General features: G+C 39.4%; 10 protein-coding genes. 4 read left to right on the forward strand and 6 right to left on the reverse strand.

Features of this window, described 5'->3' with window-relative positions:
- Positions 1–15: 15 nt before the first annotated feature.
- On the reverse strand, positions 16–402 hold the full coding sequence (gene gloA2 / locus A7985_RS06835) for an SMU1112c/YaeR family gloxylase I-like metalloprotein (protein ID WP_065789664.1): 387 nt from the start codon (positions 400–402) through the stop codon (positions 16–18).
- Positions 403–1,355: 953 nt separating this feature from the next.
- Here gloA2 and A7985_RS06840 point away from each other — a divergent pair.
- Positions 1,356–1,688 carry a sugar-binding domain-containing protein gene (locus tag A7985_RS06840; protein ID WP_256096651.1) on the forward strand — a complete coding sequence of 111 codons (333 nt, stop codon included), beginning with the start codon at positions 1,356–1,358 and terminating at the stop codon, positions 1,686–1,688.
- 370 nt (positions 1,689–2,058) lie between these two features.
- On the opposite strand, the gene A7985_RS06845 is transcribed toward A7985_RS06840, so the two are convergent.
- Positions 2,059–2,811 carry a type 1 glutamine amidotransferase domain-containing protein gene (locus tag A7985_RS06845; RefSeq protein ID WP_065789666.1) on the reverse strand — a complete coding sequence of 251 codons (753 nt, stop codon included), beginning with the start codon at positions 2,809–2,811 and terminating at the stop codon, positions 2,059–2,061.
- A 649-nt stretch (positions 2,812–3,460) separates the two neighbouring features.
- On the opposite strand from A7985_RS06845, the gene A7985_RS06850 reads away from it, so the two are divergent.
- On the forward strand, positions 3,461–5,764 hold the full coding sequence (locus A7985_RS06850; RefSeq protein ID WP_065789667.1) for a S9 family peptidase: 2,304 nt from the start codon (positions 3,461–3,463) through the stop codon (positions 5,762–5,764).
- Between the two features lie 127 nt (positions 5,765–5,891).
- On the opposite strand, the gene A7985_RS06855 is transcribed toward A7985_RS06850, so the two are convergent.
- Together A7985_RS06855 and A7985_RS06860 are read right to left on the reverse strand one after the other, a co-directional pair.
- Positions 5,892–7,892: a hypothetical protein gene (locus A7985_RS06855; protein WP_065789668.1), complete on the reverse strand. Its 2,001-nt coding sequence runs from the start codon at positions 7,890–7,892 to the stop codon at positions 5,892–5,894.
- Between the two features lie 302 nt (positions 7,893–8,194).
- Positions 8,195–9,037 (reverse strand): hypothetical protein, encoded by an 843-nt coding sequence (locus A7985_RS06860; protein ID WP_065789669.1) that lies wholly within the window; start codon positions 9,035–9,037, stop codon positions 8,195–8,197.
- 282 nt (positions 9,038–9,319) lie between these two features.
- Between A7985_RS06860 and A7985_RS06865 the strand changes: the two genes are divergently transcribed.
- Complete coding sequence (locus tag A7985_RS06865; RefSeq protein WP_065789670.1) at positions 9,320–11,335, forward strand: tetratricopeptide repeat-containing sensor histidine kinase; 2,016 nt, start codon at positions 9,320–9,322, stop codon at positions 11,333–11,335.
- 453 nt (positions 11,336–11,788) lie between these two features.
- Positions 11,789–13,363: a S8 family serine peptidase gene (locus A7985_RS06870; RefSeq protein ID WP_065789671.1), complete on the forward strand. Its 1,575-nt coding sequence runs from the start codon at positions 11,789–11,791 to the stop codon at positions 13,361–13,363.
- A 218-nt stretch (positions 13,364–13,581) separates the two neighbouring features.
- Here A7985_RS06870 and A7985_RS06875 read toward each other — a convergent pair whose 3' ends face one another.
- Positions 13,582–13,986, reverse strand: a complete 405-nt coding sequence (locus A7985_RS06875) for a DUF6896 domain-containing protein (RefSeq protein ID WP_065789672.1) — start codon at positions 13,984–13,986, stop codon at positions 13,582–13,584.
- Positions 13,983–14,216, reverse strand: coding sequence for a hypothetical protein (locus A7985_RS06880; protein ID WP_065789673.1), 234 nt, complete (start codon positions 14,214–14,216; stop codon positions 13,983–13,985). Before A7985_RS06880 ends, A7985_RS06875 begins: the two co-directional genes overlap by 4 nt.
- Positions 14,217–14,490 lie beyond the last annotated feature (274 nt).

Raw genomic sequence — 14,490 nt, forward strand, 5'->3', positions numbered from 1 at the left:
ACCTTTATTCTAGATTTAAAGTTCATAAAGCTCCAAAGGCAACCCGTCTGGGTCTTGAAAAAACGTGAACCTCTTACCCGTGTACTCGTCAACACGAATTGGCTCCACTTCGATCCCATAACCTTCAATATGTTCAATCATTTGAGTTATCGATTGCACACTGAATGCTAAGTGCCTCAGGCCACACGCTTCTGGTCCATTCACCCTCTTTGGAGGCGTTGGAAATGAGAATAACTCTATTTGCCCCCCATCCGGTAACGCTAAATCTAACTTATAAGAAGATCGAGATGGCCGATAATTTTCAGCAATGATAGTCAGCCCTAATACCTGTGTATAAAAAGCTTTTGACTTTTCATAGTTAGAACAAATTATCGCTGCGTGATGCATGCTTTTTAAATACATAAGTCTCCTATCTATTTAAATTAGAAATAAAAAGCGAAATAATGGCACATTCAAGTTCACTTAATTTGAGCTTAAATGAGAGCAGATTCACTTTCAGATAAAGTATACACCAGCATCGTATTCAATCTGACGCATTAGGACAGCGTTCTTCATATCAATCCAACAGCCCTTCTATTCAAAACCCTCTGAATGAACAGAGCTGACTTGTTGCCTAGAATCTCTTTAATAAGGTCTTTGATAAAGTGACTTCAAATAAAAACGCTTGCATTTAATTTACGCTAAGTAGCCAATAATATATGAGGATTTAAGAATACTGCTCAGTACGAATCGACAGACTTTTCAAAGCCAATTTTTTGTGCCTAGATCTTCAAAGTATTACTGACTAGAAGGGTGATTTGTTCGCTGATACATAGCTTGCCGAGTTTAAAAAGTTAAAGCAGACTCATAGTATGTAAATTTAGAGCCATTATCAGGTGTGACTTAATAAGGTGGCACACATCAGTGATTTCAATCGCCGTACTTGTGATATCGAGTGTAATGATAAAAATAATATTTTATCTTTATCCAAAGGATAATTACCAAAATTGAATAAATAATGATACATAACGTATTGATGTAAATTATAAAAAAACAGTCCAAAGGCAGATAAAAAAAACAGTTAAAATCATCATAAAAAAACTCATGAGAGAACACAATAAAAAAACAAATTTAACTTTAATTTAAACAATCTTTCCTTATAATGTGTTTTCGATTCTTGGACTTGAAATCACAGGTAACTAGCACTCTATCGTGAAGGTGCTTTATCTAAAATATAAAACTTATTTACAATGGTATGTTTAGTTTTAAAGCGCATATTTCATCACTCTGCTAGATACTCATAAAACCAAGTGACAAAACAAGGCTCTGACAAACTATTATCGATATCACAATATAACCCTTAACTAAATGGACAAATGATGAAAAAAATTCTTCTACCATTGGCATTAACGCTCCTTCCTTTACTCTCTCAAGCAGGGGTAAGTGAAATAGCAGGCGCAAAGATTGAATACGTAGAATTCTATGATAATCAGTTTACGATAGGGATAGATTCGCTTCACTCTTCAAAAGGGTGTGGGCACCCTGGAAATGTTGTCGCCGTTGACTCCTCCAAAGAACCGGGCAAAACACAGTATGCCGCTCTGCTGGCAGTATGGATGGCAAACAAGCCTATCAATTTAATCATAACAGATGAGTCTTGTAATGGAGACAGGCCTACACTACTTCACTTTGCCGCATTCCATAGGTAGTTTAAGGGTCAATGAAACTTGAGCGGTTGTTATCATGATAAAGAACAACTGGAGCAAGCATGTCGTTGCAATCATGCGTCCTTCTCCAGTTGTAATCGTTTATTGGCGGAAACTTAATTTTGTTGAGTCATTAAAAATTTTCACAGCTATTACTTAGTACCTCCGTTATTTTCAGGCTTGTGAAAATTGCGAATTCTATTGCCGCACTGGTTTAAGCTTAAAATACGTATACAATAAAGTCTTAACTGTATAGCTTCAATCGCTCTAACTAATTGTCTACTTTTAAATTGGCGAGGATAAATAGAACCTCTCTACTGACATCTCAATGAGCACTAGCCATTAAAGAACGAAAATGAAATAGTAAAACTGATTATTGTTTATGTGCTATGATCATTTCTTTTGCAACAATAGCTGCCGAGTCTAAAAATAGCGTCGAAACAATTCGCTCGTCAATCACGACTTGCGTTTTATCATCTAAAGTCTTTTTATTTTGAGCTATCGCACCGTTTTTATTCAGTTTGTCTTCAACCATGATAGGTAAAAGTGTGCCTTGCTTTGCCCAAGACTTCGTAACTTCTGTCGAATTGGGGAACCCTGCCACTTTTTTACCTTTAACCATATACTCCCCTGAAGAAAGCATAACATCTGCGAATGCCCCAGCACCGTGCCCAGCAGAGCCAACAACACCTCCAGCCTCATATATTTTCGCAATGATTGATTGAATGTTTTTGTCATTTGCCACATCAAAAAGTGGACCATAGCCACCGCCAATGTATACACCCCAATAATCATCAGCATTGATATCTATAGGCTTAAGGGTATTGTTTGTCTTATCTAAGAATCCCTCATATTTTATCGTGTATTTACTGATCCCCATCGCAAACATCTGGAACTCTACTTTACCGCCTTTTGGTGATACAAAGTCCACTTCAAAGCCGTGACTCAAAAAAATATGATATGGCGGTGCGACTTCCCATAGGTTGTTTCTTGCATCATGTTTTTCAGGGTCGCCCATATCAACTAGGTTAGAAGTTAAAATCAACACTTTTTTAGTCGGCTTTGCATAGGTACCGCTCGTAAATAGAACCAAAACACACAATATTACAGACACTAGATACTTCATTTTATTCCTTTTTTCATTGTCTTTTTCAATTTGACGATAGAAATAAAGAAAAGGTTTAAACACAAGTCATTAAATGAAATTATTCATAATATTAAGCGTCAATTAATACATAAAAACGCTCCTCTTTAAAATAAAATTACCGCTATATGTATATATCTATTAATAACGGTACTAAAACGTGATGCGTATCACTAAGTATTAAAATATGGTTACACACATCACTTAACTTTTTTAATCTAGGGTATGTGGGCAGGATCTGCCTATTTTCCTACAGGCTCTATTAAACAGACATACACTGGGGCCAAATTAAACGCAATACTTAGCGAAGATTACGGGATTCAGGGCTTAACCTCTCACTTGACACTTACCGTGTAGAAATTTTGAAATTAAACACAATCACTGGCAATGTGCTCGTCTCTAATCGCTAAAATTGAACCTAAAAACCCCACACAGTAAACCATTGCATCGAACACAACTCACACACTCCTACTTTGTATATTGTATGCAATTACAGATTCAGATATAGTGAACTTGACCCCAACATCGATAACTTTGTCTGTCTGTGACCACGTTACATCTTCAATAAAACAAGAATAACTAGGTAAGCGACGCACTAAGAGATTGATGCAACAAGTAAGGAGTATGTTTTATGCCACATTTGAAAAGCGCTGCTTTAATGGCAGCGTTAAGTCTATTGGCTGGGTGCCAAAGTAGCCTGAACTCAACCAAACTAGAGTCAAGTACAAAGCCCAGTTTAGAGCGCTCTGATTACCACAGAGCGCAGCAGTTTTTACCGCAAAATTTAACGCCATTAGTAAAAAACACCAAGTTAGTCCCCAATTGGATTGAAGAAGGAAATACCTTTTGGTTTAAACAAGAGAATCAAACAGGTCATCAATATATTTTTGTAGATCCGCTTAAAAACCTCCAAAAGCCTTTGTTCGATCACAGTAAATTAGCAAATGCTCTTTTGCACTCTGGTGTTGAAGATATCAATCAGGATTCACTATCTCTAAAGTCTCTGAACGTAGAGCTGCCGTTAATTAACTTTACAGTCCAAAACAAAGGGTTTCAGTGTGACGTTAATCTATATATTTGCGCAGAAAACCAACATCCCAGCGTAGAAAATGCGCCTGGAGTGTCTCCCGATGGACAATGGCAATTGACTGTGGAGCAGTACAATTTAGTATTGGAGCACCTAAAAAGTGGTAACAAGACACAGCTGACGACAGATGGACATGAGGGCTTTCCATATGGCTTAATGCACCCGAATCCCGCATATGACCTGCGCGATAATCAGCCCTATCAGCCTAAGCAAGTTTATGCTAACTGGTCCGAAGATAGTCGCTATATTATGACCTATCAGATTGACCGCCGTAACACCGGTAAATATGCACTTGTTCGTGCTTCTCATCAACGAGGAAAACGCCCTGAGACCACAGAGTTCTACTACCCGTCCGCAGCTGAAGATAAGTTGCCTATGGCACAATTAGTGTTAATTGACATTGAGAAAAAATCCGCAATACACCTACAAGCCCCTCCTGTAATGCAAACCTATTATGGCGCAGCCGTTTGGGGGTGGTGGCAAGACGACGGTAAGTTTGTCTATCACAATCGATTTAGAGGTAATCGTCAGTACTTTATGCGCGAAGTTGACCCTGAAACAGCCAGAGTACGGGTGCTTGTTGAAGAACGTGATGATAAATATATCGATCCTTGGGTGCAGCAATATTGGGCACTCCCAGAGTTAAATGCATTTATTTGGAGCTCACAAAGAGATGGCTATCAGCACCTTTATCTATACAGCTCATCTAACGGCAAACTCAAAAATCCGATTACTCAAGGAAACATGACTGTTCGCGTGATACGTGGCGTAGATATAAAAAATCAGCAAGTCTACTTTGAGGCGTCCGGTAAAGAAGCAGGCAGAGACCCTTACTTTCGTCACCTCTATAGAGTTGACCTTGACGGCAGTAACTTAACGCTACTGACTCCTGAAGCGGCTGAACACGACACACGCATATCTCCTGACTTTAAGTATTTCATTGATACATATTCAACCGCAACAGAAGCCCCCATATCATTATTGCGCAGTACCCGAAATAGCAACATCGTTCGAACATTGCAAAAAGCAGATGCGAGTGCTTTATTCGCCTTAGGTTGGCAGCCGCCTAAGCCATTTTCTGTGCTAGCAGGAGATGGAAAAACACCACTTTACGGATTGATGTATTTACCCTCACATTTTGACCCCAACAAGAAATATCCTGTCATTGATGACATTTATACTGGCCCGCATAATTTCTTTACTCCTAAGTCTTTTGATACCTATCGCAGTCAAGCCAACGCACTTGCTGAGCTTGGGTTTGTGGTCATAAAAATGGATGGTCGCGGCACCAACAAACGGGGCCGCAAGTTCCACGAATATTCTTTCAAAAATCTAAGTGGTGGCAGTGATGATCACGTTACTGCAATCAAGCAGCTAGGTGAACGTTTTGATTATCTTGATCTCAATCGAGTCGGTATTTTTGGCTTTAGTGCCGGAGGCTACGATACGGCTCATGCGATGTTTAAGTACCCTGACTTTTTTAAAGTCGGCGTATCAGCATCTGGTAATCATGACTTTAGAGTCGACAAAGCAGGTTGGAATGAAATGTGGATGGGCTACCCTGAAACACCAGAATGGGAAGCGCAGTCCAATTTAAACTGGGCTAAACATTTGCAAGGTAAATTACTTATAGCCCATGGTGAGTTAGACACCAATGTGCACCCAGCTGCTACTATCCAATTGGCTGATGCACTTATGAAAGCTAATAAGGACTTTGACCTTATGATTTATCCAAATATGGGGCACGTACTGGACCAAAACCCATACTTTGTAAGACAGCGTTGGGATTATTTTGTACGTCATTTATTAGGCATGGAACCGCCCAAGTCATATTTGATAACGAAGTAGCTTTTGCAGATTTAAATTATTCAAAACGCTGTAGAGCCGATGTAAAAAAGCCCCAGTTTTACTGGGGCTTTCAATTTAACTGAAAGGTGTCAAAACCTTCCCAGCTCTAATAAACATTGAGTGTAGCTTAGTTGATAGGTAAAGTGAGAGTACCTGTTTTAACTTCAGCATTACTCTTTAGCTGATAGCTGTAGTAAACCGTCACTGAGTTTGCTTTACCAGTTTTGTTATCTGACAGCGATAAGTAATTAGTGGAATAAGCTCTTGTAAAACGGTAAAAACCATTCTCTACATTTGCACCAGCACTTAAGCCCCAATAATGTTCATTGTTCGCAACATTGGCCAAATATTCACCGTAAGTGTTATAGTGATAACCGTTTCTGACGATCTCAATCTCATTAGGGTTTTCATTAGTGACTGACGTATTGTTCATCACATATGAATCAATTCTAAGCGTAAGGTTTTCTACTGAATTAAGGTCTTGCGGCAGAATAAAACGTATGTCACTAGAGTAATCAGTTGCTGTTGAGGCAACACCTGCGCTGTTAGCTGCAACGATTGGCGTACCATTGGTAGTAAAGTTAAAGTTATCTGCAGTTAGGGTATTTATATCAAAATCAGTACCCTTCGAAAGGTAATCATGTGACTCATAAACTCCAACATGTTCAGTTTCACCTGAAACTAGATTCTTGATAGAACTAACATTCACTCGATATTCGTAGTTAGCCTCTAACTCGCCATCTGCTGTGATAGTTAATCGCGTGTTATCCAAGTCTAAAACGGCTTTATGTGCTACATCAGTTAAAGTTGTTTCAGTATAACTCGTGCCACCGCCAGAAACTACAACTCTGTTTGAAGCCTGAGTTGAAATACCGCCTTCCACAAGTTCAACCGGAACGTTGAAGTAGATTTGGACTGCATTGTCTTTTAAGCTCTTAGCTCGTACAGTTTTTACAGCCTCTACGCTTGCTTCAGAAGGAATGTAACTCTCTAAAGTCGTAACAATGTTTAAGGTATTATCAGATAACTCTGCTTGATAATGAGTATTGCCATTGTAAACGCTATATGCTGAGTTATATTCATTGTAATTAACTCTAACGTTTCTTGATTGGTAAACAACCCCATCCGCTTCAAAGCTAGGGATCCTTAGCGCTAACTCACCAAAGAAGTTCGCATCAACAGCATACTGCTTAGACGCTTCGTCATACACTGCATTGTCAGCACCACGCTCATTGCCTTCAACAACAACACGTCTTACTTTCATTTCATTGCCTAACTCATCTAACACGGTTAGAGCAACGGTGAATTCATGTGCGTTGATAGCGTCTAAATAAATCTGGTGAGTTGAGTCTACATTGGCTGCACGCGCCAACATAGCGTGTCCGTTATTGGTTGTGTGAAGCGTTTCATGCCTGTAATCAACGTTGCCGTCGTTATCAACATCTGCCGAAAACAGTAAATCAACAGGTAAATCTTTAGCGACTTGAATTTGGTACACGCCCTTTTCTTCATTGAATGTCGCTTTTGTTGCAAACTCCTCATTTGCAAAATTTATAAACTGAAGGTTTTTCCAAGAGTTGTGCGTTGCGATTAGGTCATCAGCCCAAATAGTCAGACCTTTTACAACCTCTTCACTCTTTGAGTCTAGGATACTAAACTCTTTTGTAACACCTTCTGAAACTTCTAGGTTTAGTAGATCAATTGTTGACTCTACGCCTTCAGCAACATAGCCGCTTGTGGTCGTCATAAAGTGTCTAGTCAAAAACGCATTGCTTTCACTTGCTACTCTAACAACAATATCTCGACTTGCTGGTAATCCATCAATACTAAATGTACCGTCTTCAGCAACTGAAACGGCAGCAGTCCATGCATTATTCACAAATGCACTTACTTTGGCATCTGCAACAGTTACACCTTCGGTAGCTGATACGACTTTACCTAAAACAACCGCTGGCGCTTCTGTATTTGCTTGCTGTTCTTTTAGTATGTCAACTTGTTGCTGTAAAATCTGGTTTTGGCTATCTAGGCGATCTGCAAGTTCTTTATTGCTATCGTCTTCTACCTCTAAACAACCAGTTAGTGCAAAACAAGTAGCTAGTCCTAGGGCAACTTTTGAATATTTAAACATTAATATCTTCCTGTATTAACTTTATATCATTTTGTAATCGGCGAGTATTAGAACATAACTTTTTAGGAAAATATTCATGTTGCAAAATAAAATTCATAAAAGGCCAGTTTTTTGAGTGATTTTTAACCAAATCCACATATTAAAAATAATATCAATGCGTTTATAAATCCTAATGTAATAGATTGTAAAAAAACCAAAAGATTATTAAGATAATAGCTGGAGACAAAGGCTTAACATTAAATTTACAATCAACATAGTAACGAGCAAAGTGCTCATCACTATGTAAAAAGCAGACAGCTAATCTAGTCGATATTAACTTTCTTTATGTTAATTGAAACACTGCCACTAGAATATGCGGCATCACCAATCAAAAATAAAGAAATATCACTTTGCGATTTAATATAAACAGGGCTTGATCCGTTAATGGTTTTAACTTCCTTATCGCCATCAATATTTATATAACTCATCCCTACTGAATTATACTTGCCACCCAATTTATTATAAGAAGCGTTATTTTCCATAATTTCTAAAGAGTAAGTTAAATTTGGTTCAACGCTATGTGTTAGCACTTCACCTGAATCCGTACCTAACGCATTTAGTTGTGCATTCAAGGTAACTAAATCACCCTTAATTTTAGACACGCCACTGACCTGAATACGTAAATCACGAATGGTTACGCTTGAGTCAGTTGTGTAAGGCGTAAAGGCTATTTTACCTTCTCGAATAAAACTCTTAGAGAAACCTTCACTTTCATTAAAACATGTTGAGAAAGTTGGCCTTGCTAAACTGCTTGACCTACCACTTTGGCGATTATCACCTCTGTACGTATCACTATAAACGAAATACTTGTATAGTGTGATACCAGCCTCTCCAGGCGTTGAGCCGTTGCCAGAATACTCCGTATCCACTTCAAAACAAACCGACTCAACAGAGTCAAAATGTTTAGAAATATCTACATATGCTTTAGAAAACTCAGATAAATAACCTAGCTCTTTATTATTTAAATCGAGACCATTAGCGTCCAGCTCACTATAGCTTAATGGAAAAGTAGATTTAACGACAGGTGTTAAATTATATGTTGAAATTGACGCTTGAGAAGAGATAGAAAAAATAAATGCTGAAGTTAGAATTGCTTTATTAAGCATGTGTCGTCCTTTTTATTAAATATAAGCATAGCCCCTCTATGCTGCGGCGAATTATATATATTAATAAAACCAAGTCAAATAAATAACATAAATAAATTAAAACCATAAAGTAAGAACCAAAAAAATCTAACACATTTTAAATTTACGGAAACACCGACCTTCAATCTAAAAACAACTAAAAATTAATTATATAAATAAAAAACATTATTAAAATGTTAATGCATATAGCAAAACAGCTGCTATGCTTAACGACTAGTAGTTTATTTAGAGAGTCAACGATTGATGTTTGTACGTTGTGCCATGTGGCTATTATGGTTATCTACTGCAAGTGTTTTTGCAGCCCCATTCACTGAAGCTGAGTTCGAAGATCTCAGAACAGAAATAAGAAAAGCTTCGGCGCAATCACCATTAACAGCCATTGCTACCACAGACAGCATTTTGAAGAGATACGATACACAGCTTTCGGTTAGGCAAAAAATCAGATTGCTGTATGGAAAGGCTTGGTTTCAAATCCAAACCGATGATGTACACAGTGCCATTTCTACCCTATCAATTTGCAAAAGAATGAGTATTCAAGTTACTGATCCGACGATTTTATATAGCTACTATAGCCTTACAGCTGGCGCGTTAACGCGAATGAGCCTATACGAGCGCGCATTAGAAAACTACTTAGAAAGCTATAAGCTAGCAGCTTTAATGGACACAGAGTTATATTTGCGCCAAACCGAAAATAACATAGGAAATGTCTACCTTAAATTAGACCGCTTTGAAGACGCTAAAAGCTATTTTGAACGCTTTTATCAAGATGCTAAAAGCAGAGAGCTCCCCCAACAAATGGGGGTTGGGCTGAACAACTTAGGCGAAGCCTACTTTGGGTTAAAAGACTATGAAAAAGCACTCGAACTTCACAAAAATAGCCTCAGTTTAAGGGAAGAAAATAACCTCTCCTATCACAGCTCTTGGTCTCATCATAACTTAGGACGCACTTACCTCGCACTCAAACACTATGAGTTAGCAGAAAGCCACCTAATAAAAGCGATTGAGATTAGGGAACAAAGCAATGCAATCGCAGATAGTATAGGGCCCAAAATTGACCTAATCAGACTCAGGATTAGTAAAGGCGAGCAAACGGGAATTGAGTATATCCTCAAAGGAATTATCACCTTAAGCGCTCAACATGCTCGGCTTCAAGAGAGAGCACAAGCATATGAATTATTGGTTAGCTACTTTCAACAAAACCAACAATGGAAAAGTGCATTCGATACCGCCCAACAGCTTATGCAAAATAAGTTTGAGTTTTTGCAACGACAAGCGGAGATTGGCGTCGCTTTTTATGCGGCCCAAATGAACCTTGCGATAAAAGAGAGAGACATAGCATCGCTCACACAAGAAAACATGCTGCACCAAATCAACTCCCAAGCAGCAAGAAATCAGCTGATTTTAGTTTTAGTTGGCGTACTGATAATCGCACTGTTAACACTGTATTTTGTAAGTAGAATAAACGCAAAAAACAAAGCATTAGTCGAAACACTTGAAAACCTCAAGGCGACGCAAAAGCAATTGCTTGAGTCCGAAAAAATGTCAGCGATGACAACTTTGGTGTCTGGCATGGCACATCAGCTTAACACGCCCTTAGGTTTGGTAGTGACATCTGCGTCGTGCCTAGAAGATAAGTTAAAGGAAATCCTTGCGCTTTTAGCAGGTAAAAAACTCAGTGCCAAACAATTGCAAACCTTTCTTGAAGATGCATCAGAAATGCTCGCAATGACGGCTAACAACTCAGCCCGTGCTGCTGATTTAATCGCACGCTTTAAAATGATTGCCGCAAATTTAGATACCAGTGAAGCAGTGGATTTTGAAGTACTTGATTATCTCACGCAAAGATGCGGGTTGATTGCTCAAAGCCTCGAAAACGGCATTAAGCTAGAAGTGAGAGGCGCGAATGTGCAACTCCACTCTCACCCTGAAATATTATTGAAGGTGATTTCTCAACTGGTCAATAACTCCTGTACCCATGGCTTTACAACGCAACATGCGGGCAATATTTCCATAGAAGTGAAAGAGCAAAACGAGTGGGTAGTGATAACGTACGAAGACAATGGTGTGGGCATTAGTGAAGAGGATCAAGAGCAAATATTTGACCCCTTTTATACAAGTCAGTTAGGTCAAGGCAACCTTGGACTAGGGTTGAACATAGCCTACAACTCAGTCGTACATGTTTTGAAAGGCGAAATCAGCTATGAACACCAACCAACTGGCGCTAAGTTTATCGTACGTATCCCCAAAAACATTGAATAGAGGCAGTCTAGCAAATAAGCTGTAGCAGCCAACAAGGCTATAACGGAAGACCATCATAAACCTGATTATTGGGGCCTGAATTCTACCATTTGATAGTAAACGTAAGTGTGAGTGCTATTTAAAAGCTACGTTACTGCGTCATTCCCCAAAGATCTCTTCCGACAAGTGCAGCACAAAATAAATTTTTACATTATATTTCAATATTTATATCAATTAGATCAAATTATAAACAAAAATATTATAAGCATTTGGTCTCTTCTACGTTGTTTTTAGACCGTTCCAAGCTTACAGTTATTGAGAAACACACACCAAATTGCTGATATGTTTATCGCAGTAAAGTGCCTCATCAGATATAGGCCAAAGTAGTTGAACCGCTTGTATGCACCGTAATTCAGGGCAGATGTTCAAGTGAATAATCAGTAGGAAATAACATGTAAAACGTAAGGAACAGACATGAGTATCAACAAGCGATTTAAACTTTCGACCATTTCCACAGTCATGCTATCTACTATCAGTTTGTCAGCTATGGCTGATGCCCCAGTATTTGATGGCCATTCTGACACGCAAACGTTCGCTGTTAAATCAGCTAAAGATCAACGCTATATTGTTCGATTCAAGCAAGATCTTTCGGGTGGAAAGACAAACTTCAATGATTTCATTGCACTAAATTACTTATTCACAGCTGGTGCTGAACCATTATTTTCACTGGGTGAGCAACAAGCGATGGTTGCGCATCTAGACGAATACAGCCTTAAAACACTGCGTGGCTTCTCGTCCGTTGAATCCATAGAAATAGACCCTAAGCGCTATTTGTCCCCTGCTATAAAATCCCAACAGGCCATCACGCCATTTGCCCAAAGCACACCTTATGGCATTAATATGGTACAGGGTCACCTGTTATCGCAATCCAACACCTCCGCAAGAAAAGTCTGTGTCATTGATACTGGCTACAACTTGGGCCACCCCGATTTGCCATATGGTAATGTGACCGGAAATGCAAATAACAATGCCGTAGGTAGATGGAACAATGACGGCAATGGCCACGGCACCCACGTAGCGGGTACTATCGCAGCTGAAAATAATAATCAGGGCGTGGTCGGTGTGTATCCTGGTATGGACCTGCACATTGTAAAAATCTTTGATGATAATGGCCAATGGACATACGCATCAGACCTAGTTAAAGCAATTCAACAATGTAAAGACGCGGGCTCACATGTTGTGAATATGAGTCTGGGTGGTGGCAACTACTCAAATAGCGAAAACACGGCAATGCAAAACTTCGTAGACGGCGGACTTATGCTCGTAGCCGCTGCGGGTAATGACGGAAATAGCTCAAAGTCTTACCCTGCGTCTTACAATTCTGTTATTTCTGTCGCATCTGTCACGTCAAATGAATCTCGCTCTTCTTTCTCGCAGTACAATGACCAAGTTGAAATGGCAGCACCGGGGTCGAGTGTCAATTCCACCTATCCTACCAATACCTATAGAAGTTTAAGTGGCACGTCAATGGCAGCCCCTCACGTTGCAGGTGTTGCAGCACTTGTTTGGAGCCACAACACCCAGTGTACAAACCAAGAGATCCGCGCTGCACTCAACGCCACAGCCAAAGATAAAGGCGCAACTGGTCGTGACAACTACTATGGCCACGGTATTGTTAAAGCCAAAGATGCCTCAGACCATATTGCAGCTAATGGATGTCAAGGCGGTGGCGACCCGGGCGGCGTACAACCAGTGAATGGCGCTTTGCCAAACCTTCAAGGGACGCAAAATGGCTGGACACATTACACATGGGATATCCCACAAGGCGTGAAAGAAATGAGTTTACAAATCACTGGCGGAACAGGCGATGCAGATCTGTATGTGAGATATAATGCACGCCCTGATGCAAATAACTATACCTGCCGTCCATGGAAAAATGGCAATGAAGAACAGTGTGTGTTTACCAACCCTAGTTCAGGAAAGTGGCACATTAGTTTATATGGTTACAATAACTACAGTGGTGTAACGTTAAACTACGCGTATAAGTAACAAGCTTCTCAGCGGGGGCTTCCCCCGCTATTTAAGTTTATCAATATAAGCACACTCAAAAATTGACCCTATACTTTGCTTTTGTCACTTCTGCCACACCCCAGAATGAAAGCACCGCAGTGTCAGCAAGGCAATCAACACGACCAGTTCTTGGCTAAACACGGGTGTGATTAATAGGTTTAAGGGCAAAGAAAAAGCCCCGAAGGGCTTTGGTTAAACTAAGAGTAGAAATATAAATTACAGTACTGATGAGTGGATTTTGAAATAGTTCCTTCCTTCACAGCCTGCTCAAAGTCCTGTTTTAAATTATTTGATTTTGTATACATATTGTATTTACCACCCCTTTCAGATACATACTGAGTTAAGCGCCATAAATCAAATCCATCGGCCCGATCGTCAGGCCCAAAATCAAAATCGACATCGTAATCTTTGTAACTAAGCAAACAACCAACTCCATGAAGTTCATACTCTACTCCACTAGTCAACAGGCCCTTTTGAGGAATATCATTATCCCTCCATGCTCTTAGAGGAGGTTTCCCCTCAGTGAGTTCTTTTAAAAGCTCAACTCCTCGAGCAACATCATCTAAATAATCATCAATTAATATTCCAAGGTCTTTATTCATCGTCTTCTCGGCGGTTTTAAGCTATCTAACCCTACAGGTTCTGCCGACTCTACAACCTCCTTTACGCTATTGAAATTACTTGGATGGTTTGCGACGTCATCAACTATATTTACATTCACATTAGTTCTAGTTCTTCGAGCTGCTGCTCTGTGATGTCCATCAATAATGTACCTTTGACCATTATCTTCAACTACATCAATTCCGTCAAAAACATAACCATCTTGTCTCATAGTTTGTGAAAATTCATCCACTTTTTTTGATGACTTTTTCCAGATATGCTTTGGCTTCTTTGTAAAGTATTAGGGTCTACACTCTTTATAACATCCGTTTTATTAATGATTTTTGTGCAAAGAAAAAGCCCCGAAGGGCTTTGGTTTTTATTTATACAAATCGCAAGCCTATGCAACTATATTTTCAATAGAATATTCCATTTGTTGCATAAGTTTCTTACCAATTCAATGTAATTATCATTGCAAATATCAGCTTGAGCGTCCTCCATGTAGA

It is taken from the genome of Pseudoalteromonas luteoviolacea (assembly GCF_001696455.1).
Lineage (GTDB): Bacteria > Pseudomonadota > Gammaproteobacteria > Enterobacterales > Alteromonadaceae > Pseudoalteromonas > Pseudoalteromonas luteoviolacea_C.